Raw genomic sequence first — 24,372 nt, forward strand, 5'->3', positions numbered from 1 at the left:
CGATTCAACTCCTCATCAGCAGTGTGCGCAGTTCCGAACAGTAGGTGCCGTGCCGATCGCGCAGCCACAACTGGTCGGGGGCCGGCAGCATCTCGCTGAATGTGACCGTCTCGTTTTTGCCCGCGAGATGCTGCAGCAATTCCACCGCGTACGGATTTTCCAGATCGAGGTAGACCGGTTTCTGTTCGGAGGGCACGCGGAGAAACACATGGCGGGGCAGCGAATATTGGCGTCTGACCTTTTGCACGGCGACGTAGGCGGAAAACGGCTCTTTTGCCCGGATTACCGTCTGCAGGTCTTCCGTCGAAAGCGTCCACTGCGCCCGCTGCACGACCAGGTGCCCCGTTTCAATCCTTGGCGTGAATCCCTCACGGCGATAGGTCGGCATCTGGACGATCGGGAAGGAAAACAGGGCAAAGGGAACATACGCCTGATCTGTGAACCCGAAGGCCGGCGGATAAAAACGAATGGCTCGATCATCTCCGCGCAACGTGAGGACAAGTTCGTCCCCGTCCACTCGTACGACCAGATCTTTCAGACCAAACGTCGCATCCGGTCTGCGCGTGGAGGCATATCCCGACACTTCCACCATCACACCCGGATACTCTTGCGGCGCCGTTTTCATCTTTCGGTTGAAAATCAGGTTGGCCGGCAGGATCTTCCGTTTCGACCGTTCCTGTACGATTGCGAGATGACGTACAATTTCCTGCCGAATCTCCTCCCGCACACGGTCCGCGTCAGAATGGAAAGAGAGCATCCACCCTTCCATCGTGATACCGTGATGAAGTTCGCCCAGCACGAATGTGGGTGCAGTCGCCCCTCCTTTTGCGCCCGAATCAAACATCACGAGCAGGTCGGGGGACGTGAGGTACAGGTCGTCGTCTTTCATCTTGTGCAAGAACGCCGCGAACTCCGGTGAGATCAGCGTGGGGGAGTGCCCCGCCAGATAAGCGTCGCATGACTGGTGAAAGATCCGGAGGAATTCCTCCAGCGGATCATCGGCGTCCCCATGCTCCCGCGCGCCGTCCGCCAGCTCCGGCAGCAGCTTGTGGCATGCGACGACAAATTGGTCAAAGCGCACCGCTTGCCGATTGCCAAACATCCTGCGGTAGATCTGCATGGCAATCTTCATGTACCGCTCTTTGCGGAGTGTCGTGTAGACGGTGGCGATCTTCAGCGGGCCGTACAAATCCGTGAGCAGGTGGTCAACCATCCGCCGGTCGAGGCAGATGGTAAGATTGCCGCGAGTGTCTTCGTAAAGCACCGTGCGGTCCCGAAACAACTCCCCTTCACCGCGGCGCGGTGCCAGGCGGGTCAAGTCGGAAACCATGGTCTCCACCTGCTCCAGGATGGCGATGCGTTCTTGCAGGTCCCCCTGTTCGAATTGATGCTGCAGGCGCTGAAGCTGTCTCAGCACCGACAGCCAGCGTTCTTTTGCGCCGCGCTCCGCTTCCGTTTCCGCCTGCAGCCTCCCAATCCGTTCGATCAGATCGGCCAGTCCGTGTATCACGGAAGACGGAATGGGGAAAATGCGCTGCAGCGTGCTGTTGGCGATCAAGCGATCAACCTCCTGACGGGTTTGCTCAACTGCCGCTCCCGTCGCTTTCGCCCATTCACGCACGCTCATTCCTTCCGAGAAGTGTTCAAGCTGCACCTGCTTGGAGCTTCCCCGAAACATCAGGGGAACGACATCGGCCAACGCCGGATCGGCCGCAACCAGTGCGGCCAGTTCCTGCAAGACCCAAAAGGCGTAGAACGCAACCCGCTTTTCTAGCGCAAATGTGTCGGGCCATTGCGCCGTGATCAAGCCGTTGGTCCCGGTACCCTCCCCTTCCGCGATCCGGCCGTAGTTGACAGGGCCAAAGAAGCTGGCCGTTTCGTTTTTTGCTGTAAACCGCTGCAAATAGGTGAAAAATTGACGCTCCAACTGCCGCCAGCGCGAGTCACGGGTCTGGTCGGCACGGTGTTGGTCAAAATAGGCGAAGCCGCGTTCATAGAAGGATGGGTTGGAGAGAAACACCGCCTCCCGGAAGCGGGGATGCGCAATGCAGGTGTGCAGTTCCTCCCGTACCCGCTCCCATTCGCCGGCAAATACCTGTTCCGCCTGACGGTAGAGCTGCTCCTCCTGTTGAAACGTTTCTTGCCATTGGTGCGCCCATTCGCTCAGCTCGGAGCGGCCGATCGCTTGAATCCCGGCCCGTTCATTTTCGTTGAACGCACACGCTTTTTTTACTTTCCTGTACACGCTGGCCAGCACTTTCTGCTGAGGTTTCTCCCAGCGAATCGCCTTGTCGGTAAGGAGCGGCAGCACGTCCCGCTCCCACTGCTCCACCAGGCGGTGGCGTTTTTCTTCCCACGCGAACACAGCCTCCAGCACCTGTTGGGTCTCCTCCATCCTCATTCGTCCGATCCATTCAAACGGAAAGCCGGTACTGCGCAGGACGAAATGCGGAAACCACGTCCACACAGACGCAGCCAGTGCCGTCTGGTTCATATGTTCATCCCCAATTCTTCCCGAGTCGATTCATACTCCCTGGAGCCGGGCAGCGGCGGACGAAATGCGGTGCCGCGCAGTTCGATGCAATAGCTGCCGTCCTCGTCGCGCATCCAGAGATGCTCTGGACCAGGATACATCTCTGTCATGGTCACCTGGTCGTTGGTCTTCAAGTGGCCGTGGAGCAGTTCGATCAGGAAGAAACTGTCGAAATCGAAGTAATACGGCTTTTTCTCATTCTCCACACGCACGAACACCCAGCGCGGCAATTGATGGCGGCGCTTCGCACGGCGCATCGCGAGGAACAGGTCGTAGTCGCTTGTGTCAGGGTCCGTGCCGATAAACTCCCTCGACGGCAGCACCCAACGTTCCCGTTGGTAGACAACGCCGTTGATTTCAATGCGCGGCGTATGCTGCCCAAAATCAATCGGGATGCTTGCCACGCGCGGTACAGCAAACGCCCACAAGTGCAGGTTGTCGTCGCCGCTGTTGTAGATCGTGAAGGTTCTGTTGGAATGTCGGTCGGCGAGCACCAATTCGTCTTGCTCGATGCGCACCACCAGATCACGAAGCGGAACGACGTGTTTGGCACGATCGGACGGCTTGCCGAGGAATTGAATCAACGTGCCCGGGAACGCTTCGTAGAGCAGCCCTTTGTGCCGGCGTGTGTTCAAAATGGTGGACAGCTTCTGATACGCAGGCAGTTCCTGGATCACCTGCTCGATCTCCTGTTCCACCGCTTCGCGATCTGAATCAAACAGGAATTGCGACCCCCACATGGACACAAACTGGTGCACCTCACCCAGCACGATCTGGTAATCACCGCGGGCGAGCGCCTCCACATCCCGGGCGGCAAACATCAGGTCCGGCGACGTGTGCAGGGAACCGCCGGCATCGTGCGCGATCAGTTCCGCGAGGTCCGCTTGCGTCAGGCGGACGATGTTTCCTTCCTGATTGGCTTTCACCACGGCGTAAAGCTTCCGATGGAACTCGTTAAAGATCTCGTCATCGTAGTTGATCTTTCCCTGCTCTTCCATCTCCTGGACGCGGCGAATGAAGTGGGCATACGGAATTTCGCTCTGTCCTTGTGCGATCTCCCGGAACACCTGTTTGCCGATCCGCTGATAGTACCCGCGCATCATCTCCCCGTAGGAAGCGATAAGCTCGAGGATCGGTTCAATCCGCGAATGAAAATCGTCAAGAAACGCCTTGTTGAACGACAGGTTCCGGATGGTGCCCTTGCACTCTTCGTAATAAAGCGTGCGGTCCGCGTACGTCTTGCCAGCAAGCCTCCGCGTTGCATGCCGGGTCAGTTCCACGAACCGTTCCTCCATGCGCTTGCTGATTGCCACGCGCTGTTCAAACGTACCGCCTTCAAATGCGGCCCGGAGCTGTTCGAATTGATCCAGTTCGGCTGCCCATTTGGCTTTGGCTTCCACATGATCCGGCAGGGCACGAACGAACTCGTGCAGATAGTCAAACGGTCCAAAGATGGTAGACGGGATTTCAATGCCGAACAAGATCATGCGCTGTTTGACCAACAGCTCAATCTGTTGAATCAGCTCCTCAACCGGCATGTCGTAGCGGTTTGCCAGCTCCCTTACCGTGGTCGTGCCGTCCACATCGCGCAGCAGCCGCAGGAGATGAGCGGGCAGTTTGCGCCGGCCGTCGATAAACAGGTACTCGACGCCGTCTTCGGTCAGGGTGCACAGCGGGTGCAGGCGCGGAGCCAGATAGGGACGGATTGAAGGCTCTTTGGAGATTGCATCGGCCAGAACGTTGGTCATCCAGAATGAATAGAAGACAGCGCGCTTGGTGAATTTCCCACTGACCATGTCCAGCTTGACCGGTTCTGTTTGCTCCAGGTCGAAGCGGGCGTAGTTCATCGGGCCAAAGAAGCTCGCCGTATCGTTCTTCGCGGCGAATCGCTGCAGGTAGGCGATGAACCGTTTTTCCAGCATTTTTAACCGGGTTGTGCGCTTTTCAAATTCGTCGTGGGCGATGTATTTCAGGTACGAGTTTTCGTAGACGTCCGGGTTGGAGATAAACACTGCTTCCGCAAAGAAAGGGTCTCCGACCAGTTTCTGCAGATCGCGGCGCTTGTGCACAAGCTCCTCGGCCAGAATTGCCTCTCCTTCCCGATGCAGCTTCCTGACCTCTTCCGCCAGGGCGACCACCTTGGCAAACTGCTCGTAAAACGGCGTATTCGGCCAATACAGTCGCACGTGTTCCAGGTCCTGCAACGACACCTGCCCCTTCGCCACTTTTCGGCGATACTTCGATAGGAGCTTCAGCTCTTGCCGGGCCTGTTTTGCCTGGGATATTTTCACCTGTTCGGTGAACCGCTCACTGAGGAGAACGCCAATTTCCCGTTGCAGCTGCTCCTCCGTTTCCAGCTGCTTGTCAATGTGCGCAGCCGATTTATCAAACGCGATTCGGTAGAGCAATTCAAAGGGAAAACCGGTGCGACGAACTACCATTTTTGAGATATATTTCCATTCTGACATGCAGCGGGTCCCCCCTACTCTTTTATCACGTGGCCGTATGGTATATGAATCAGATAAAACGGCATGCCCAGTTTGGTGCGCGGCCGCTGCAACTCCTGACGAATGACTGCTTGCGTTGTATCGCGGCCGCCCTGCTCCCATTCGAGAAGAAGCTGTCTGCACAAGTCGCGCCGCCGTTCTATGCGACAAGTGGCCTCCAATTGCTTCAGGATTTCCACCGATTGCTCCCCGCCGCGCCCCGTTTCGTACGCGATGGCAGCAGCGGCAATTCTGGCTCCTTCTGCACGGTTGCAGCTGCCTACTTCCAGCGCGTGTCGTTCGCTCTTGCTAAGCCAGTCGATGCACGCGTCCACCATTCCCCGCTCCCGGTACAGGGAACTGATGTTGCGCGAGATCACGTCCATATGAAAATGATCCGAGATGGCGCCTGCCTCCTCGTACGCCCGGATGAGCTGTTGCAACGCCGCTTCCTCGTCGCCCATGCACAGGAGCAGAGCCGCTTCCCGATAGAAGTAGATTTTGGCGAAGAGACGGCTGCCGCTGCCGCGGAGGAACTGTTCAAAGCGGCGCCAAATCTTCAGGGCCATGTCCAGATTGCCCATCTGTTCAGCGACCACGCTCATATTGGAAACCAGATTGATCTTCAAATGCAGCGCTTCCGAGTTGCTTTGGCTCTTGAGAAACTGAAACGCCGTCCTGCACAGTTCGTACGCTTCCTTGTACCGCTTTTGCATGAAACGGGTGAGCGCAAGCGTGTTGTGCAGCCAGCCGCGCTCGATCATGGTCGCCTCATCCTCCAGGCCGTCGATCTCTCGCAACCCTTGATGCGCCAGGACTTCGGCGCGCTCCACGTTGAACTGTCGCTTCGTGGCCACCAACGTCAAATAGGCGTACAGCTGGGCGCGCATGGTAGGGGTATCCGCGACCCGGAGTGCCTGTTCGTATGCGGCGTTCACCTCGTCGTAGTTCCCCAGGTATGCCTGCATCAGCCCGCAGCGCTTCCACAGGTAGACTCGCTGCTCCACTGAGAATGATTCTTCCGTGCGCAGGGCCAGCTTGACGAGAGCAAGCACGTTTTCGTAGTTGCCCCAATGTTCAGAAATCGACACCGCCTGCTCTACATGTGCGAAACCATCCGCTGTCAGGCCTGCCATTAAAGCGTGATAGGCCAGGTGGCTGTAGTACTCCTCCGCCGTCCAGTATGACGGGCATCCACGCGCTATCAGTTTTTCGTACAACAAGCGGTGAGCAGCCTGCACTTCCTCTTCACCGGGCGCTTCCGGCGAGTCGAGCTGCTCCGCCAGAAGCAGTCGGTCCCGCGTCATCGCCTGAATACCGGCCGCGGTCCATACGTGCTCGTTGGCATGCACGGCGCGATAGAGCCGCAAAAACGCCTGCTCCTCCGCTGTCCATTCGAATGTGCCCAGCCCTTCTCCGGCGCCGGCTAGCAGTGCCTGCACCAGCATCGGCATGCCGCCGCTTTGCCTGTACATCTGCGGGACCCGTTCCACAAGATCGGGGCGCTTCGCTTCCACGAACGCGCGCACCTGGTCTTCCGTCCACGCCTGCAGTTCCATGACACGCGGCTGCACATCGCCCACCAGATCAGACAAGAACTGCGCGCGAATCAGGCGAACATCGAACAATACCTGGAGCGGATTGCCTTCCTGCGCTTTCGGCGCTGGCTGCGGAACGCTGCGCATCGTGGCGACGACGCGGATGTGCGGATGGCGGCGCAGCAGCAGATTGTGGAAGGCATGAGCGGAGAGCCGGTCAGCCTCATCCAGGCGGTTAATAAACAACCAAAGCGTTTTGCCCGCCAGTGAAGGGCAGCGTTCCATCGCTTGTAGAAGGAGGCTTACGGAGCCTGTAATCAGGCGAAACACCTGCTCATTTTCCCGCGAGAGACGCCGTTCGGAAGCCGAAAGGGCGATCTCTTCAATCCTGACGGTGCCCGCAAACAGCTCGTCGTCCCTGGCATGGGGGAACAGACTGGTCCACTCGGCCGCATGTGCCTTGAGCAAGTCGGCAGCCTCCTGCCGAAAAACGGGTTCCAGCGCCATGAGCATCGCTTTTAGCCCGTAAAAAGAGTGGGACATGCGCCCGGTTACGTCGATCGACACGGCGAGATGACCTGCCTGGTGCACGTCTTCTGCTGCCTGTGCCATAAGCATGGCACCGCCCAGCCGCTCTTCTCCGATCAAGAGCACTGCCGCCTCTCGCACGGATTGAAGCTGATCGATCAGCGAGCGGTTCCAATCAACTTTCACAGACGTTTCAGGAACGGCTACCATAGTCCGCCTCCTTTGTTCTCGGTTCTGGTCTTCCACACGTTCATGCGAAATTCGCAGGAATATCGGCCCGCTTCACTGGTCAGCCACAACTGACCCGGCGTCGGCAGCATTTCTTCGATCAAGAGCCGCTCATTGTTTTGCACGATCGAGCGCAGCATCTCAACGCAGAAGAAGTTGCGAAAATCCACCACATAGGGTTTGCGCTCCGACAAACCGCGAATGTAGACCACGTCCGGCATGCCCTGCTTTTCTTTAAAGCGGAATACGTTGAGGAACGCAGCTGCATCGTCTTTGTCGAGCAGTTCCGCGACCGCCTGTGCCCCGCATTCCCAGCGTTCCCGCTGGTAGACTGCTCCGTCGATGACGATGCGCGGGGTATGGTCGCCGAGCGAAATCGGCATGTGTGTCAAAGCCGGCAGGGCAAACAGCATGAAGGGCAGATACGTTACCTGATCAGCCAGTTGAATGTACAGGCGGATCTCTTCGCCACTCTTCACGTTTTGCAGCCCGAGTGTGCCGTCTTCCTTCAATACGACCTCCAGATCGTACATCGGGATGACGTCGTCGCCCTTTTTCAAGGACAGCTCTGAAAACTGCATCGCACGGCCCGGAAAATCGTAAAAGCCTTTGTTGCGGCGGACGACTTCCGGCGCGACGAGCTGACGGAACTCAGCCGTTTTATTCAGCTCACGGCACAGGTCTTCCCGCAGTGCTTCCCGGTTCGGGTAGAAGATGGTCATCCAGTTTGGCACGAGCAGGTGGCTGTGCAGCTTGCCCAGCACCACCTGAAAATCTCCCTTCGCCATCGCATCGATGCTTTCACTGGCGATAAACAGGTCCGGCAAGCTATACATAGGCATCGTGACTTCGCGAATCGGCAGTGCAGCGCTGGAAAGCTCGACACAATGCGGGCTGTCAGCCGCTTTGCAGCGGACCAGTTCTTCGATTTGCCCGACGACTTGTGGTTTGAACGGTTCCAATGAATCTGGATACCTGTCCCGCAGCGCGTTCACAAAGGTGTAATACGGAACGGGAGCGCCACCGTTGGAGATGGAGTCAAACACTTCTTTGCCGAGCCTTTGCGCATGCAGCCATAGTTCGTAGCCGTAGTACGCGCTCAATTCCAGCGCCCCGCGCAGGTCTTTGCACAGCTTTTCATGGAACTGCCTGCCCATGACAAATCGCTCGATGTGCCCTTTTGTTTCCTCGTAGAAGATGTAGCGGTCGGCATAGAGACTGCCGCTGCCCCGGCGGGCCGATTCTCCGGTCTGCTCGGTGAATCGCGCTTCGCCTTCGCTGATCAGCTCGATGCGGGCCTGCAAATCCTGCTCGGCCGACATGCGCGCAAGCCATGCCTCCCAACCGCGCAAGCGCTCCAGCCACATCTGCCGTTGATCGGACGGCGGCAGCGCCGCTACTTGTTCGATCACGTAGGGGAGCGGGTTCCCCAGCGTTGACGGAACGTGCAGTTCCTGCTTCAACAGCCCGGCTTGCAGCAGGTGGGAAAGCGGCTTTTCCACAGTCAGGCGCTCCTTCTCGTCCAGAGGGGCGAGCAGCTCCGGCAGGCTTTTCGTGCCGTCCGCCTTCCTGAGCAGGGAGGCCAGCGTACGGCCTACCGTTACGGTTTTTCCGCTGTTGTGCAGGTGCAAAATCCCTTTCTCCGGAACCGCCTCCACCATCGGATGCAGGTGGACCGGGAGATGAGGCCGGAGCGTATCGTCTTGCCTGATGGCTTCCGCCAGGCGTTTGATCGCCCAGAAAGCCAGGAATACTTCGCGATGCCGGATGATGTCGCCCGTTTGAAAACGCGCGTCGAGGTATGACGAATCAGAATCGTCGATGCTGCCGTAGTTCAGCGGGCCAAAGAAGCTGGAGGTCTCGTTTTTTCCGCACAGGCGCTGCACGTAATGGAAGAAGCGCCGCTCCATGCGTTTGACGGCCGCGTTTCGGTCCGGCAGCGGTGTGTAGCTGAGATACTTCGGGACGTTGTTTGCGTACATGTCCGGTGAGGAGAGGTAGACCGCTTCCTGGTACTTGCGATCTTTCACGAGCTGGCGCAGCTTTTCGCGTTTTTCGGCCAACTCCTGCTCAAACGTCTCCGGCACCAGCGCCAGCAATTCCTGGTAGTCTTTGGCAATTAGGTCCCAGGCTGCCGCGCAGTCGTGCAGCTCATTCGGGCCGGTGAGTTCCAGTTCGGCCAGTTTGGCAGCGGCGCCTGTCTCCCGGCGCTGCAAGAACCGCGACAGCTTCTGCCTGCTTTTTCTCGGCAACCCGCCGCTTCGTTCGGCGATTTCCAGCAGCGCTGCCGTCTGGACATCCAGTGAACGCTCTACCTGCACAATCTGCCGTGCCATGTCGCTGGTGCGGGGAAACGCCAATGCTTCCAGCCACTCAAATGGAAATCCGGTGCTGCGGATGATGTAGTGCGGGAAAAAACGCCATTCAAAATCAGGGGAAAACGGCTGCGTCCCCGCCTGATTTTCGGCCGTCATCATGTTCATCGCCTATCCATCCTCGCTTCCTGCTTCTGCCTCAAACCGGCAGAGTAGTCGTACACATAACCTGTCCGGAGTTCAAACGTATGCACACCGATATCATCATGCCACCACAGATGCTCCGGGCCCGGATACATCTCGCTGATCGACACGCGGTCAGTCTGGGCCGCCACCCGCACCATCCACTCAAGCGACCAGGGGATGGACAGATCGACATACATCGGTTTCTCGCCCGCCTTCCATTTCACAAAAAAGCGGTCGGGCAGATCGAACTGCATCTGCTTGCGAGCCATGTGCACAAACAAGGGGAACCCTTTCAGTTCCAGGGAATCAGCCCGCATGTGTTCGGCCGGAATCTCCCACCGTTCACGCTGCATCACCACACCGTCGACGACAATGCGTGGAGAGTGTTTCACATCCGCCTCCTCCTGCTCGCTGGAAACCGTAATTGCGATCGGCACCACGCATGGCAGGGAAAAACAACCGTGCGCGGCCGAGTGCAAATCTCCCGGATAGAGGGTGAGCGGCTTTCCGTTTGCCCAGAGCGTGAGCCGCCCGTCGATCTCACGCACCGCGACCTGATGGATCGGAATGACATAGGCAGGCTCTTTGGTCGAAACGGCGGAGAGCAGGATCGTATGGCCCGGCAGCTCCGGAGTGACATGCTTGTTTCGCCGCTCCGTGATGATTGTAGCCATGCGCTCCCACTGCGGCATCCTTTGAATGCGCTGTTCAAACCGTGCCCACAGCGCCTCTGGATCATCCGCAAAGTACGCCATGAACCCGTTGAAAATCGTTGAGCAGTCATCATGCAGTTCACCGAGCACCAGCCGGAACTCCCCTCGCTCGACCGCATCAGCAGAAGGTGCCGCGACCATGATATCGGGACTTGGCAGGGTCATCTGCAGGTGAGCCAGCGCTCGTTCGATCTCTTCCTGGAACGGTTCCAACAGGTCGCGGACCTCTTCCTCGCTGATGTGCAGTTCGCCCCCGAATGTTCCTCCTGCCGCTGGCGCAGCAGCGCTTGGATGCGGGATTGGAATTGACGGGTGTACCTCATCTCCGGTTCGCCCTGCTCAAACAGCGGGATCATGTCGATGTAGCGGACCACTTTCCCGTCCGCCGCCAGCTTGCGGTACAATGTCCTGCCCGCCTGTTGGTAATCCATCCATTTCAGGACGGCAGCGGCTGTCAGAAGTTTTAATGTTGTTAAAAACGAACCGGTCAGCGCCCGATAGAGGGGGCCGCCAATCGTCAACGCGGAGAGCGTGCCTGCACAATCTTCGTACAGCGCGGTGCGGTCCGCATACAAGGCTCCGCCCTTTCGCCGCGTATCCTCTTCCACCAGGTCAGCGAGCTGCCTTTCCACATCCTCCCACACCTGTACGCGCTCCGGATACGGGGTATGTTCCAATAAGACCCGGAAACCTTCCAGTCTATCGATCAACTCCTCCCCCGCTTGACGCGCCGCTGGCGGAAGTGCCGCCAGTTGGTCCCGCAGTTCGGCCAAGGCGTCTACGCGCACCGGAGAGAGGGGAATCGACAGATCGATCAACCGTTTGTTCTTGAGCTCATGCAAAAGCGCGATCAACGCAATTTCATCCATGGACAATTCCGCGGCCACTCGCGAAACGGTCTTCTCGCCGTCCAACGCCAGAAACACACGTGCATGCGCATCCGGCAAGCGGAACGTCCGGTTGAGTCCGTGGAAATGAAACGTGTGGCTGTCCAGGGGGCGCACCAGCGGATTGGGGCGCGGCTTCAGATGCGGGAGGATTTCGTTGCGCCCGGCCAGCTTTTGCGCCAGCAGCTTGACATACCAGTGGGCGATAAACACGCGCCGCTTTCCCAGGACGTTCCCTTCGCGAAACGCGCGTCGAATCGCTCGCGGCTCTGCGACGTTACACGTTCCGTAATTGACGGGCCCGAAGAACGACGTCGTGTCGTTCTTGGCACAAAAGCGCTGCAGGTACGCAAAGATCATTCGCTCGGCACCTCGTGCGGTGCTGTTCCAGTCCGGTTCTGGCTTGGCTTCCCAGTCCTTGCTGTACTTTATCACTCGCTGAAAGGAAGACGGGCTGCTGAGAAACACCGCCTCCTGAAAACGCGGATCGTTCACCTTCGCCATCATGACGCGGCGCACGCGGGCCAACTCCGCTTGAAACAGCTCCTCCCCCGCCGCTATTGCCTCTGCCCGCCTGCTTTCCAGCTCGTTCCACTCATCCACAAAGTGCTCCCAGTCTGTGTTTTCATACCGGCGGCTCTTCCAAAAGGCCACATCGTCCAAAGAGAGCGTCCGGTTTTTCATCACGCGCTTCCTTAATTTGTACAGTGTCGGAAACACCGCCGACCCGACCTCTTCCCGCTCTTGTTCATACGCGATCAGGCGGGGAAACAGCTCGTGCACAAAGCGATCGCGCAGCCGGTCCTGCTCCTGCTCCAGTGCGAGCAGCCGCTTCGCTTGCGCCAGCGTTTGTGTGCACCGCAACTCTTCCAACCATTCAAAGGGAAAGCCGGTCGTACGAAACACGAAATCCTGCAGCAGCTCCCAACCGGTATCCAGCGAATGCGTCTGCACCGCTTGGCTGTTTTTCAACATCAAATCACTTCCCTATCCCTGTGTAGAAACGGAAGATGGAACACGGTGGGCAGTCCGGGTCAGCCACAATCCAACCACGCCGCACAAGATCAGCCCGACGCCTGCAACCTTGTAACTGTCAGCTGCTCCCAGCCACCCGATCAACGCACCGGCCAGCAGGCTGGAACCGGACTCGCCGATAAAGGCGGTCGTCGATTGCATGCTGAACACTTTGCCAAGCCGGTCGTTGGGCACGGAGTTCTGCACGAGCAGAATCTGCGGCATATCGATCAACGATTCCGCCGCGCCGGCCAGGAAGGCGAAGCCGACCGCCAGGACAAACATGTCTGTGGAGCCGATCAGGAAGTAAAACAAGCCCCAGAGCGCCCAGCCGCTGAAAATGACCCTTGCGAATTTCTTGATCTGGATTTTGCCGAGCAGAAGCGTCATCAGCAAGTTGCCGACCGCAAACGCGCTCAAAATGATCCCATACCCCTTGGAGCCCATGTCCCACACCTGATCGGACAGAATGGGAAGGCCCAAACGGTCAAGACCGACAATCAGACAAAGACCCACGCCAAAGAAAAAGATGGACCAAAACAGCGGACGAACGGTTTTGACGAAGAGGTAAGTATCGTAAATGTCCCGGAATACTGATACCTGCACATTCTTCTTTTCAATCGGCGGTATCTTGGTCGGCAGCAGGGACAGAATCGAGACGACGTAGCTGGCGGCGGTGATCAGATAGATGAAAATCGCGCTGGTCTGCGCAATCAGCACGCCTCCGATCATCGGCCCGATGGCGCGCATCAGCTGGAAGGACGCCTGCATGAATGAGTTGCCTGCCGACCAGAGTTCTTTCGGCATAAAGCTCGTAAGCGACGCTCTCATCGCCGGGAAAAAGAAGCAGCGTACCGTACTGAGCACAAATGCCGTAATGGCCAGATTCCATACGTGCAAAAGATCGAGCCAGTAGAAAAAGGGTACGGTGAGGAGAGAGACAAGGCGGATGATGTCCCCGTACACCATCACGCGTTTGCGGTCCCAGCGATCGGCATAGGCGCCGCCGAGCAGCCCAAAGAAGATGTATGGTGCCGATGTGGCGAGAACCACAAGACCCGCGACGAATGAGGAATTGGTCATTTTGTAGGCGAGCCAGAAAAACGCAATCTGGTACAGGGAGTCCCCGAAATTTGCGGTCGTTTGCCCGATCCACACCAACACGTAATTCGGGATGGTGAACAATTGCTTGTACCCGGCTTGATCGTGTGCCATAGCAACATCCTCCTCTGCTTCAGATGACAATGTGCCCCTCCTGTACCTCAGCATCGTCAACAAAGATCGTTGGCGATCCGGCGCCCTTTGCCTGAAGAAAGAACGTCAGGTCGCTGCCGAAGGAAGAGAGTTTGCGGAGAAAGCGGAACGGATGCAGGGCGACTGCTACCGAACTCACTTGTCGTTCGCGCTTGCCGCCGCGTATCAGCCACCCGTCGGCAACAAACCTGATCATCCCGTTTTGGCTGACAAATTCAGGCGGCTGGACTGCGTGAACAATCTCCACGCCCAGATCGGTCTGCCTCCTCCATTCCGCGTGATCCGTCCCGCCAGGTACAAAATAGATATTGCTCGGACTTACACTGTCGGAGTGGTTCCGCGAGCGAACGCCATTGCCTGTGGAGGTGACGCCCCACCTTTGCGCCGTTACCGTCGAGTGCAGAAACTTCGCCATGACGCCGCTGTCAATCAGCACCGTGCGTTGCGACGGTGTTCCTTCCTCGTCAAACGCACGACTTGCCCATCCGCCCGGCAAGCAGGCATCATCGACCAGCGTTACATGCCTTTTGGCCAGCCGCTTCCCAATCAGACCCGCCAACTCCGGTGAGCCCAACAAACGCGGCCCGGAAAACAGGATGCCGTATTTGCGCGCGATGTCAGCCCCGATGCTGGGCGGTATGGACAGCCGAATGGTGCCCGGTTGAAGTGTCGTCTCTTCCCGCGGCCATGCCAGCAACTGACCGATCCGCTCCTCAAGGTCACCCGTCCTGAAATCAGCCGCTCGAAGCGCGAACGTTCCTTCGAGCAAAAATCCGTGTCGCCCCTCCAGCAAGAGCTGGAGACTGTACTTGTTTGCTGCATCCGACATCATCTGGCCGTCTGAGCGAACCAGCGCCGTGAATGTGCGCCCGCTGATGCACTCCCAGCGATGCAGATGAAAGGCGGAAGGGACGAATCGTTCCTGCCATTTCCGCATCATGTCGCGGATTGCAAGAAAATCGACGGCATCCGTGTCCGAATCAACGTGTGCATACCGCCCCTGCCTGGCCGCATCGACCCACGTGATCTGCTTCACCCGCTCTCGTGGAGTGCGGATCAGTTCGCGCACCGTCTGGATCAATCGGCTCTCGATGCCGGCAGCATTCAGCGCGTCGGAAACAAACGTCACGGTCTGTCCGTCGACGTCCAACTGCACATGCACATTGCTTTCCGCGCCGCTTCTCAATGCGACTCCTTGGTAAGGTGTCCAGTGCAGGCGCACCATCTCCTCCACACGCAGGAAAATCTCCACGTTGTCAGCGCCCGCCGCCACTGCCCTTTCCGCCAGCCGGACCGCCCAATCGTCGACGCGTACGTTATCGATCACCCCGATGTTCATGATCTACCAGCACCCGTTTCCACATGGATTTTCTTTATCCGAATCGTCGGCTGACCGACACTGACCGCGAGATTCATCTGGTCAAATTTGTGGCACGTCGCGTGGCGGGAATGATGCATCCGGAGATCGCAGCCGACACGGTCGATGGAAGACAGCAGATCCGGACCGTTGCCGACCAGCCACAGGTCGCCTGTCGGACGCGTAATCCGGCCGTTCTCGATCAAAAAACCTTCCACCACACGCACCCGAAACCGCCCGGTGGTCAGTTCCGTCTCTCCCGTGCCAAGTTTGCGAACATACAGCCCGCGGGAGGTTTGACGCACAATTTCTTCAGGCGTGTACTCGCCTGCTTGAATAAATGTGTTTGACATCCGCGGAATCGCCGGGTATCGATACGACACACGCCTCCCGTGTCCGTTCGAATGCGTATCCCACCGCTTGGCGGCCGTACGGTCGTACATCAGTTCCTGCAGCCGGCCATTCTGGATCAGCACGGTGGATTGGGCCTTTTCCCCTTCGTCATCCACGCGATAACTGCCGGACAGACCCGGTATGGTCGGGTCGTCAACCAACGTCACCTGCTCCGATGCCACAGGCTGTCCAAATTTTCCCCCGTAGACTGCGTCCGGATGGGCAGCCAGATCGCCCTCCAATCCATGCCCGCACACTTCGTGGATCAGGATCGCAGGGTTTCCCGGCCCCAGCACCACGCACCAGTCTCCTCCTTCGATCTCTATGTACTGTTGCAAATCGTCGAACTCAGCGAGTGCCGATTGAACGAATCCGGCAAACCCCGCACGCAGTTCTTCCAGATTGAGGCCGCCGCAGGAACGGCTCATGTACATGGGACGCGACTCTTCCGTCCATTCCCCCTGGATGTCGATCGTGTAGTAGGAGCGGTGATCGTCAGCGTAGAAGCCGTCGGATCGGGCCACGGTGATGCGCTGGTCAAACGAGGTGACACTTTCCATGCAACGGCTGTTCACCCGTCCGGCTGCTCTGAACCCCCGCTGCCACCTGTCATGCAGTTCTTCAAACGCTGCAGCCATCGCCGATAAGGATACACCGACATGTTGATCCTCCTCATCGCCGACCTGCTTCACGCTGCGCACTTCTCTCAACAAGGCCGTGTTCCGGCCGCTTTTTACATGCTCCAGGAGATCGGCAGGTGACATGGGAAAGTGGAGGTATTTCATTCCCATTTCACCTGAAATACGCACCCCAACCCCCTGACCAACTGTCACTCTCCACTCTGGCTTTTCGCCGCCCCGCCTCGTGCGGAGCGAGTGGACCTGCTTTTCTTCATGAAATATCTCGACTTCCTCATGCCCGTACGCCAGGAACTGCTGGATCAACTCGTTTGCGAGCGCTTTTTCCATCACACACCCTCTCTGTTCATGAGGATTCTTAAATAGATACTGAAGCGGAAAGAAAAGGCAAGATGACCTATCAAGCGGATGATAGATCATCTTACCCGCAGGCTACGCAAGCGGTGCGATCTTGTCTTCGATGTCCTCCAGGAGAAAATCAATGTCTTCCAGCTCTTCCAGGTCCAGATCTTCATTGTTTTCCACTGCTTCTTGTTGATTTTTTACTTGTTCCATGGGACTCACCTCCTTTCCATTTCCACACGATTGCGTAGGGACAAAACGTTTAACTCCCGCTGCAGTCCGGCAATGACGCTCTGCACGCGCTTCCGGCACGCCTCATTCAACTGCCCGTTTTCGTCCAGCTCGTGTTCACTGGAAATGGCAATCTCTTCCGGAATCACGTTTGCGTGCAGCGTACGAAACACCTGCCGCAGGCTCATCAGCGTCAGAATTCCTGCCTTTAGGCCTCCCGATACGGCCAATAACGCAATCGGCTTATGTTTGAATCCCGACCCATCCTGATAGTCCAGCAGATTTTTCAGCGCACCTGTGTAGCCGCCGTGATACTCGGGCGAACCCACGATAAAAGCGTCAGCTTGTTTGATCTTTTCCGAAATTTCGATCATTTTGTCCGTTTGCGGTACCGTAAAACTAAACAGCGGGAAGTTTGTCTCCGCCACACAGATCAGTTCCGTTTCATGACCTTGTTTTTGCAACAGCTTTGCGAACAGATTGAGTACGCGCTTTGTCACCGATTCCGGGTTCATGCTGCCGTTGATCAAGACGATTTTTGCCATGACGTTCTCCTCCGAATTTCCATAAAAATGAAACTTTTCTAACATATTACATGATATGGCACGACCATTCAACCCCGTTTTTGACGATGCACCATTCGTTCCGTTCAGCCTCGCCGGAAAAAGGAGTTTCTCCCTGTATCTTACATTTTTTCCATCTGGTCGTGAAGTCCATGTGGGCCCGCAAATGTGCACTTTTTTTCGACACACCCCCAGCATGCCCAAACAAAAAGGGGCAGTCGGAAATGATCGCTGCCCTAATCTTATTCACCCAGCCACCCGAACATTCTGAGCAGGATGGGAAAAGCGCTTGTCTATCATCTTATGATATTGTAGTATACAGGAAAATAAGGGTGATTTCTCTAATTTCTTGGGGGAGTGCTTATGGGATTTCAACAGGTGCGCCGGTCCTTGCGATCTGAAATTGAGCGTCAGATTAAAAAGCACGGCTACACACTCAGGAAACTTAGCGAAATAACTGGCATTAATCAGGGACATTTAAGTGCCATCCTGAACAGAAATCCTCCTCGGGCAATAACGATTCGGCAGTTGGATGCTTTGGCTACAGCTTTTGGACAGGCTCCGGGGTGGCTGTACGATTTGTACGAAGAAGAGTGTTTCTCCGAGGGAAAAGTATCACGCCCACGACTGGTGCCATATTTGATCCGCTGTGCGGAAATCGGAAGGCAGGATTGTATTGAGTCGATTGTCCCCAAATTGCTGGAGAACCCTAAACATGTGTCGATTCTTTTCTCCGTGGCCGAGCAGCTATTTGAGACCGGAAAACGAAAAGAGGCAGTGCCATTTTATCAACACGTTATAGATAACGAAAAGGACAGCCACAACGATCGTTTTGTGTTGGCTCACTATCGGATCTTTCAATCGCTGCAAGGTACAAATGCAGAAGAACATTGGGAGGCGGTCATACGTTTTGCCCCCTATCGAAAGCGGCTGCCTGAACAGTATCAGTTAGATGCGCTATTAAAACTGGCGAATGCTTGCTTTATGTTACAAAAGTGGAAGCAGATTGAAACATACGCTGACGAATTGCGTGCGCTTGCAATGGCAGTATATGAAGACCAGTTGCGAAAAAAGCAAAGTAACAAGGAATTCGAACCGTTAAAAACAGAGCGGCACCTGGTTGTATACTATGGGCAAGGATTTCTTGCAAAAGGCGTGGCATTACAAATGCAAGGCAGGTACGAAGAGGCCAAAACGTATGTGCAGGGATACGCCGATCTTGGGTGGTTTCAACTTTTGGATGAAATTGGGCGAAGGGAAGTCGAGAAGTTCCGAATCTGGGCGAAAGCCAATCTCTATACCCTTGATCTGTTAACGGGGAATATCGACGTTCTGCCGGAGTACGTGGATTTTCTGATGAAATACCCCGCCGAAATACCAGCGGGATTATTAACCATTATGGAGTCAGCCAGTAAATATGATATTACCATTGACCATATTTTGGAACGCTTTTCTGAGGAAATTGACCGTTTCAAGCAATATCAAGACCCAATTAATATTGGCAGACATTATCATTTTCGTTATTGTAAAACTATATATGAGTTTAAAAGGGGGCGTATTGCCAAAGCTCTCGAAGAAACGTTACTGTGCCTTTCCCTTGCTGATAAGATGAATCACTACCAAGCCTTCAAACGTTGTACAGAATTGTTCTGGGAGCACCGACACCAAGCATCCAAGCAGCAGTTAAGCGTCTTTGAAGAAATTTTAAAAGGAGGTTCAACAAATGAATGTAAAAACGTTGTTCCTTCCGCTTATCGTCATATTTAGTGTATATTGCGCTATTGCGATGCCGATTGAAACAAGTCAAACTATAACCATGCTTACACACGGATTCGGCGGTTGAGCAATGAAAAGCACCCTTTGGGGTGCTTTTCATTATTCCATTTTTTTCAGCCCGGAAGTTTTGGGATACCATTGTATAGTAATAATTGTCCTTTATTGTCAAAAAAAGGAGGTGAATCTCATAATCACAATGATTAACGAAAAGGACGTTCCTCCTCCTCGCCAGAGCAAAGGAACGCCCCCAAAAAAAGAGAGACGACTTCCATATGTAAAGTCTACCATGCAATCATTTGAACAGGAAAGAAGCAAATTTCCACATGTCTATGACATCGTAGGAATAACGGAAGAACTGCGCCGGCAGTTGGTTCAATTGGTTCAGGAGACGGGCAGCCTGTCAAATGATACCGTGGTGGAGCTAAGCCAACGCTTGGACCAGTATATTCTGGCGATTCAACACCGGATGAATGAGAAAAAAAAGAAGCTGTAAAACAAATACTCCTCTTGGGAATCAGGTGAGCGGCTGGTTCCCAATTTGTTTTCTCCGGGCAGTTTCGTTCGGCGCACTCCCCTTTGCACGTAAAAAATCCCTCCCCCAACCTGAGGGAAGGATTGAAAGAGCGATGCTGCAGTGTTCTCGGGTCAACATGCTTATGCGATTCCCCTCTGCTGTGTGAAGGGGAAGAAATTGCAGCTGCTTTTCTCTTTGCCTTACCATCGACGCAAGTGAATCCATCCTAGTCGCAAGAACAACCCACGATCACCAGCAGAATGAACAGTACCAGGACCAGCCCAAATTCGTCGAAACCGTTGAAGATTCCACTCATGGTTGGATCCACCTCCTCCTGTTGATTCAGTATTTATGCTATGTCGCAAGAAGGAAACGGGTATAGACTGGTGTCATGGAATGAGCACAATTTTTCCGATACCGTTCAAGCCGAGAAATGTACCCCATTCCGGACGCTTTATCCTGACAGCTCTGTCCGCTCCTGTTACCAGCGGTCTTCCTCAAAGAGAATGAAGAAGAGGAGCAGGATCAGAATCAATCCAAAGAACCCTCCGCCAAAGAAACCGTGCTTCCCGCTCATGTTATTCCCTCCCTTCCATCTCGCCATGAGCAGGGCATCCTGTGTTTGTCCCTACCCAGGTTATACTATGTATGGCATCATCGGCCTGTCTCGATTCTCGTCTACTTGAGAGTCAAAACAGGCGGATTTCCGTCCGTTCACCATACAGAATGACAGCATAAAACGGGCCTTTCTCTCATGAGCCGGTACACAAAGCAGCGACACACTCGAATCCCCTGCAGGATTGGGCACGAAATGTCGGGTGAGTCGATTCCTCACCTGCTATGCTGTGGATAAGGAGGCGAATTCAATGGATGTGCTGACGAACTGGAACAAGGCAATCAAGTATATCGAAGACAATCTGACGAACGACATTGATTGCAAGGAAGCGGCACGGCTGGCTTTATGCTCCGAATATCACTTCAAACGGATGTTTTCTTTCCTCGCAGGGATTACCCTGTCGGAATACATTCGCCGCAGGCGCCTGACACTTGCTGCGTTTGAGCTGCAAAACAGCAGCGCGAAGGTCATCGACATCGCGATGAAATACGGGTACAACTCCCCTGATTCGTTTGCCCGCGCATTTCAGAGCCTGCATGGGATCACACCGTCGGAAGCCAGAACAAACGGCCATTCCCTGAAAGCCTATCCTCGAATGAGCTTCCAATTAACCATTCAAGGGGGAAACGAAATGAACTACCGCATCGTAGAAAAAGAGGCATTTCGCATTGTGGGGATCATGAAACGAGTGCCCATCATGTTCAAAGGAGTGAATCCGGCCATCGCCGACATGTGGAAAAGTCTGGACATGCATACGATCCAAACACTCAAAAGTCTTTCCAATGTCGAGCCAATGGGGCTGATTCAAGCATCCACCAACTTTTCGGAAGGGCGAATGGAGGAAAAAGGAGAGCTCGATCACTACATTGGCGTGGCCACGACGAACGAGTGCCCGGAAGGTCTCACGCAGCTGGAAGTGCCCGCCTCCACCTGGGCTGTATTTGAAGCAGTCGGTCCTTTTCCCGACACGCTGCAGAATATCTGGGGACGCATCTATTCCGAATGGTTTCCCACCGCGCACTATGAACAAACAGAAGGTCCGGAAATTCTGTGGAACGAGCATGCAGATATCCATTCCCCCACGTTTCGCAGCGAGATTTGGATTCCGGTTGTGAAAAAACCGCACGCGAATGGATAACGATTGCTTCCTATACACCCATGCACAGCAAACGGCATAGGCTATGGTGCATGATGAATGTATGGGAGGCGAATACGCATGTACCAACAACCGTGGGGATACCCATATTGGCATACTCCCGTGTACGACTGGACTCCCAATCCGTGGAGCTACCAGTGGAATCCCTATTATGCCCATTGGAATCCCAGCCGCTATCCTCATGACAGACGGATCAACCTGACCGATCATGGCAACAGTCCGTTTGTCGTGAATATTGAACAGGCGGCCAAACAAAACCAGACGTACCGGACGGCCATATGGACAGGAAAGCACCTCCAGGTGACGGTGATGAGCATTAATGTGGGCGATGACATTGGTTTGGAAGTCCATCCGACTACGGATCAATTCATACGGATTGAAGAAGGACAGGGACTTGTCCAAATGGGGCCAAGCAGAGATCGCCTGGATTTTCAGCAGATGGCCTATGAGGACGATGCCATCATGATCCCTGCCGGCACATGGCACAACGTCGTGAATACCGGTCACAAACCGCTGAAAGTGTACGTGATCTATGCGCCGCCTGAACATCCGTTTGGGACCGTCCATGAAACCAAACAAATTGCCATGGCTGCCGAAGAAAGCGGACATGACCGCTGAATCAGACGGATGGATTCCATCATGACAGTGGAGCATGCCGGAGCCGCAGCACATGAAAAAAGCAGATCGCACCGTGCAGCTTCACAACACGGTGCGATCTGTTCGTTTCCATAGCGTTTTGTTACGAGCGCCCGCTCTTTCTTCTGGGAAGGGAAGCGGGAAATGCAGACACAGGCTATGATGCCGTGGGGGCCAGCCCGGTAAACAGCAGGACGCGTGCAGGTGCAGCGTCGGTCCCCACGATTTTCAGCGGAGCCGCCACCATGAAATACTCGCCTGCTTCCACTTCTTTCAAGCGAAGGCCTTCCATGACGATCACGCCGTGTTGAAACAGGATGTGATGCGTCGGATGGCCCGGCTGATCCCGCTCGATGCCAAGCGCATCAATGCCTATTCCGCGAACGCCCAGCTGAGCCAGATATTCGGCTCCATCCTGCGCCAGGAAGACAAAATCAAAACGGAATTCATCAACATCGGAGTTTCTGGTTTTCAAGAGAACAAAATCGCCCTTGCGAATCGCAAATCGCTCCAAGTCCTCCTTTGTGATCCGGTCGTGGACCCCTGTCAGATCCAGCACAGTGCACATGCCGACCAGACTGTCGAGCGGTATGCTTTCAAACGTGTCCCCGTCGGTCATCATGTGCAGCGGCGCGTCAATATGCGTGCCCGTGTGCACATCCATGTCGATGCGGGATTCGGTTACATATCCATTCGTGACCGTTTTCAGCTTTGGCTGCTTTTCCGGTTTGTTTTTGTACACGGCCATGCCTTCAAAAATTGATCCGGTTACATCGTAGATTTTCATGTGGAGTCACCTGCCTGGACATATGTTTTGAAAATGGCTGCTATTCCACTGCAAATACTGCTGTTCCACAGCATCTGCCGGTTTGTGCCCGATCTCGCCATCACGTCAATGGAAAGGCATCTACATCGATGCGGACAGCATTTCCCTGCGAACCACCAGCGTTCCTTCTTCCGCATGGCGGTTGAGTTCCCACCATGAAAAACCGTCTTCCTCCAGCAGGCGAAAAGCGGCTTCGGGACCCTGCGTGCCGGCTTCGTACAAATGAAGCGGAACTTGCTGATCGGAGAAGGCGTCGAGAATGGGCTGCACCCACTTCCAGCACCATTCAACCTCTTCCCAATGGGCAAAGAACGTAGAGTCGCCTCGCAGCGCGTCATAGAGCAACAGCTCATAGGCTTCGGGCACATCGTTGGCATTTGCCGCAAACTCCATGGTGATCGGCTCCACCCTGCTGTCTTTCCCCGGATGCTTGCTGTTTAATTGAAACGAAACACCCTCGTGCGGATTTACATGGATGACCAACAGATTGGGAGCTGGATTCACATGGACGGGATACGACTCCCTCAACGGATTCTTGAATTCGATCACGATTCGGGTCGACTTCTCCTGCATGCGCTTCCCGGTCCGGATATAAAAGGGGACCCCGCTCCACATCTCGTTGTCAATCCACAGCCGGGCGGCGACGAACGTATCGGTGTTCGACTCCCTGTCCACCCCCGGCTCGTCCCGGTACGCCGCTGCCGGCTTCCCGTTGATCCATCCGCTTCCGTACTGCCCGCGAACCACATGCTTGGCCACGTCTTCCCGACGCAGCGGACGCAGCGCTTTTACCACCTTGATCTTTTCATTGCGGATTTCCCGGGCGGAAAACTGCCGGGGCATTTGCATCGCCGTCATCATGAGCAGTTGGAGCAGGTGGTTTTGAAACATGTCCCGAATCGCGCCCGCCTTGTCGTAATACCCTGCCCGTTCTTCCACCCCGACTGTTTCGCTGGCGGTAATCTGGACATTGGCGATGTGTTGATTGTTCCACAACGTCCGCAAAATGGGGTTGGCAAATTCCAATACCTCGAGGTTCTGCACCATGGGCTTGCCAAGGTAATGATCAATGCGGAAAATCTCCTCTTCGTCGAAGAACTGCCGCAAGGAACGGTTGAGTTCCTGGGCTGACCGGAGATCGTGCCCAAACGGCTTCTCGATGATCAGGCGTTTCCAGCCTGTTGCCGAACCCAACTCACTGTTTGAAATATGGGAGGCAATCACGCCAAACAGCTCCGGTGCCACCGACAACGAGTAGATTCGGTTTTCCGGAATCTTCCCGTCCTGCTCACGCTGCCGGATGCGCTGCGCCAGCTTCCCGTAATCCTGCGGTTGCGTCACGTCCATGGCGCAGTAGTGAAACATGCGCAAAAACTGCCCCGCACGGTCACGATCGTCATCCCAGCGACGGGAGAATGTTTTCACCGACTGTTCCACATGAGCACGAAAGTCCTCATCGGACATCTCCCGTCTTCCGGTACCAAAGACAGCAAACGCGCGCGGCAGCTTGTCATCAAGAAACAGATTGTATATGGCAGGATATATTTTTCTTTTGGCCAAATCTCCTGTTGCTCCAAACAGGATAAACGTCATCCCATCCATCCTTACACCCTCCGTAACTGCATATGACTGACCTGTTGTT

The 24,372-nt window shown here is 55.4% G+C and carries 18 protein-coding genes; 4 read left to right on the forward strand and 14 right to left on the reverse strand.

All coding sequences use genetic code 11. The annotated features are described in order from the left end of the window. Window positions 1-4: 4 nt before the first annotated feature. The 11 genes from IRT44_RS16910 to IRT44_RS16960 all read right to left on the reverse strand — a co-directional run bounded on the left by IRT44_RS16910 (window position 5) and on the right by IRT44_RS16960 (window position 17,188). Window positions 5-2,494 carry a lantibiotic dehydratase gene (locus IRT44_RS16910; protein WP_212133159.1) on the reverse strand — a complete coding sequence of 830 codons (2,490 nt, stop codon included), beginning with the start codon at window positions 2,492-2,494 and terminating at the stop codon, window positions 5-7. After that, window positions 2,491-5,001: a lantibiotic dehydratase gene (locus IRT44_RS16915; protein ID WP_230077044.1), complete on the reverse strand. Its 2,511-nt coding sequence runs from the start codon at window positions 4,999-5,001 to the stop codon at window positions 2,491-2,493. Before IRT44_RS16915 ends, IRT44_RS16910 begins: the two co-directional genes overlap by 4 nt. 14 nt (window positions 5,002-5,015) lie before the next feature. Next, on the reverse strand, window positions 5,016-7,295 hold the full coding sequence (locus tag IRT44_RS16920) for a tetratricopeptide repeat protein (RefSeq protein ID WP_230077045.1): 2,280 nt from the start codon (window positions 7,293-7,295) through the stop codon (window positions 5,016-5,018). Next, window positions 7,289-9,796, reverse strand: a complete 2,508-nt coding sequence (locus IRT44_RS16925) for a lantibiotic dehydratase (protein ID WP_230077046.1) — start codon at window positions 9,794-9,796, stop codon at window positions 7,289-7,291. The genes IRT44_RS16920 and IRT44_RS16925 overlap by 7 nt, the downstream gene beginning before the upstream one ends. Further along, window positions 9,793-10,740, reverse strand: coding sequence for a lantibiotic dehydratase (locus tag IRT44_RS16930; RefSeq protein WP_230077047.1), 948 nt, complete (start codon window positions 10,738-10,740; stop codon window positions 9,793-9,795). Before IRT44_RS16930 ends, IRT44_RS16925 begins: the two co-directional genes overlap by 4 nt. Continuing rightward, entirely contained in the window at window positions 10,689-12,389 is a 1,701-nt protein-coding gene (locus IRT44_RS16935; RefSeq protein ID WP_230077048.1) for a lantibiotic dehydratase family protein, read from the reverse strand. The genes IRT44_RS16930 and IRT44_RS16935 overlap by 52 nt, the downstream gene beginning before the upstream one ends. A gap of 12 nt (window positions 12,390-12,401) precedes the next feature. After that, window positions 12,402-13,643: an MFS transporter gene (locus IRT44_RS16940; protein ID WP_212133164.1), complete on the reverse strand. Its 1,242-nt coding sequence runs from the start codon at window positions 13,641-13,643 to the stop codon at window positions 12,402-12,404. Window positions 13,644-13,662: 19 nt separating this feature from the next. Further along, entirely contained in the window at window positions 13,663-15,021 is a 1,359-nt protein-coding gene (locus tag IRT44_RS16945) for a metallopeptidase TldD-related protein (RefSeq protein WP_212133165.1), read from the reverse strand. Further along, window positions 15,018-16,400, reverse strand: coding sequence for a TldD/PmbA family protein (locus tag IRT44_RS16950; protein ID WP_212133166.1), 1,383 nt, complete (start codon window positions 16,398-16,400; stop codon window positions 15,018-15,020). The genes IRT44_RS16945 and IRT44_RS16950 overlap by 4 nt, the downstream gene beginning before the upstream one ends. A gap of 102 nt (window positions 16,401-16,502) precedes the next feature. After that, window positions 16,503-16,625 (reverse strand): ammosamide/lymphostin RiPP family protein, encoded by a 123-nt coding sequence (locus IRT44_RS16955; protein WP_143862700.1) that lies wholly within the window; start codon window positions 16,623-16,625, stop codon window positions 16,503-16,505. A 5-nt stretch (window positions 16,626-16,630) separates the two neighbouring features. Further along, window positions 16,631-17,188 carry an NADPH-dependent FMN reductase gene (locus IRT44_RS16960; protein ID WP_171564568.1) on the reverse strand — a complete coding sequence of 186 codons (558 nt, stop codon included), beginning with the start codon at window positions 17,186-17,188 and terminating at the stop codon, window positions 16,631-16,633. Window positions 17,189-17,569: 381 nt separating this feature from the next. On the opposite strand from IRT44_RS16960, the gene IRT44_RS16965 reads away from it, so the two are divergent. Together IRT44_RS16965 and IRT44_RS16970 are read left to right on the forward strand one after the other, a co-directional pair. Continuing rightward, window positions 17,570-18,973: a helix-turn-helix domain-containing protein gene (locus IRT44_RS16965; RefSeq protein ID WP_171564567.1), complete on the forward strand. Its 1,404-nt coding sequence runs from the start codon at window positions 17,570-17,572 to the stop codon at window positions 18,971-18,973. Window positions 18,974-19,178: 205 nt separating this feature from the next. Further along, window positions 19,179-19,475, forward strand: a complete 297-nt coding sequence (locus tag IRT44_RS16970) for an aspartyl-phosphate phosphatase Spo0E family protein (protein ID WP_230077049.1) — start codon at window positions 19,179-19,181, stop codon at window positions 19,473-19,475. A gap of 247 nt (window positions 19,476-19,722) precedes the next feature. Here the strand turns inward: IRT44_RS16970 and yjcZ are convergent, their stop codons facing one another. After that, on the reverse strand, window positions 19,723-19,812 hold the full coding sequence (gene yjcZ / locus IRT44_RS16975; RefSeq protein WP_171564566.1) for a sporulation protein YjcZ: 90 nt from the start codon (window positions 19,810-19,812) through the stop codon (window positions 19,723-19,725). A gap of 550 nt (window positions 19,813-20,362) precedes the next feature. Here yjcZ and IRT44_RS16980 point away from each other — a divergent pair. After that, the gene (locus tag IRT44_RS16980) at window positions 20,363-21,250 is read left to right on the forward strand and encodes an AraC family transcriptional regulator (protein ID WP_230077050.1); all 888 of its coding nucleotides are present in this window, start codon (window positions 20,363-20,365) and stop codon (window positions 21,248-21,250) included. Between the two features lie 78 nt (window positions 21,251-21,328). Continuing rightward, window positions 21,329-21,886: a cupin domain-containing protein gene (locus IRT44_RS16985; protein ID WP_171564564.1), complete on the forward strand. Its 558-nt coding sequence runs from the start codon at window positions 21,329-21,331 to the stop codon at window positions 21,884-21,886. A gap of 175 nt (window positions 21,887-22,061) precedes the next feature. On the opposite strand, the gene IRT44_RS16990 is transcribed toward IRT44_RS16985, so the two are convergent. Both IRT44_RS16990 and zwf read right to left on the reverse strand, forming a co-directional pair. Continuing rightward, window positions 22,062-22,691: a cyclase family protein gene (locus IRT44_RS16990; RefSeq protein WP_171564563.1), complete on the reverse strand. Its 630-nt coding sequence runs from the start codon at window positions 22,689-22,691 to the stop codon at window positions 22,062-22,064. A 120-nt stretch (window positions 22,692-22,811) separates the two neighbouring features. Then, a complete protein-coding gene (zwf, locus tag IRT44_RS16995) occupies window positions 22,812-24,332 on the reverse strand; it encodes a glucose-6-phosphate dehydrogenase (protein WP_230077051.1) in 1,521 nt (506 codons plus the stop codon). Window positions 24,333-24,372 lie beyond the last annotated feature (40 nt).

The organism is Brevibacillus sedimenti (assembly GCF_020923495.1).
In the GTDB taxonomy this organism is placed as follows: Bacteria; Bacillota; Bacilli; order Brevibacillales; family Brevibacillaceae; genus Brevibacillus; species Brevibacillus aydinogluensis.